The organism is Streptomyces ureilyticus, from assembly GCF_011045025.1.
Lineage (GTDB): Bacteria > Actinomycetota > Actinomycetes > Streptomycetales > Streptomycetaceae > Streptomyces > Streptomyces ureilyticus.
In genome coordinates, this window is sequence record NZ_JAAKZX010000531.1 from 1 (window position 1) to 510 (window position 510).

Below are 510 nucleotides of genomic sequence, written 5' to 3' on the forward strand. Positions count from 1 at the left end.
CATTGAACTCGCCCAGCAACCGCTCCCGCTCACCGGCAACCAGCACATCGACCACAGCAACCCGCTGAGCCGGATCGGCGACCATCGCTTCGGCCAGTCGGCACAACCGGTCCAGCATCTGCCGTGCGGTGTCCACGTCGAACAGATCGGTATCGTGCCCGAGCCGAAGACGCATCTTCTTTCCCGGCAGCAGACAGAGGCCCAGCGGATAGTGCGGAATGCCGTATTCATCGGCACTGGTAATCGAGAGATCCGTGCGGTCGTAAATACTGTCGGCGTTGGACGGGTAGTTCTCGAACACGTAGAGGGTGTCGAAGAGTTCACCCTGGCCGGCGGCACGCTGGATGTCGCTCAAGCCCAGGTACTGGTGGTCGCTGAGGCGAGACTGCTCCTCCTGCACCCGGGCCATCAACTCGGTCAGCGACTGCGACGGATCGAGCCGGACCCTGACCGGAACCGTGTTGATCAGCAGACCGACCATCTGCTCGATACCGGGAATCTCCGCAGGCC

Annotated in this window: 1 protein-coding gene; it reads right to left on the bottom strand. The window is 62.5% G+C overall.

Annotated elements, in window-relative coordinates; genetic code table 11:
- Positions 1-510: condensation domain-containing protein (locus G6048_RS48535; protein WP_235991179.1), on the bottom strand; the 510-nt coding region annotated here is incomplete at both ends.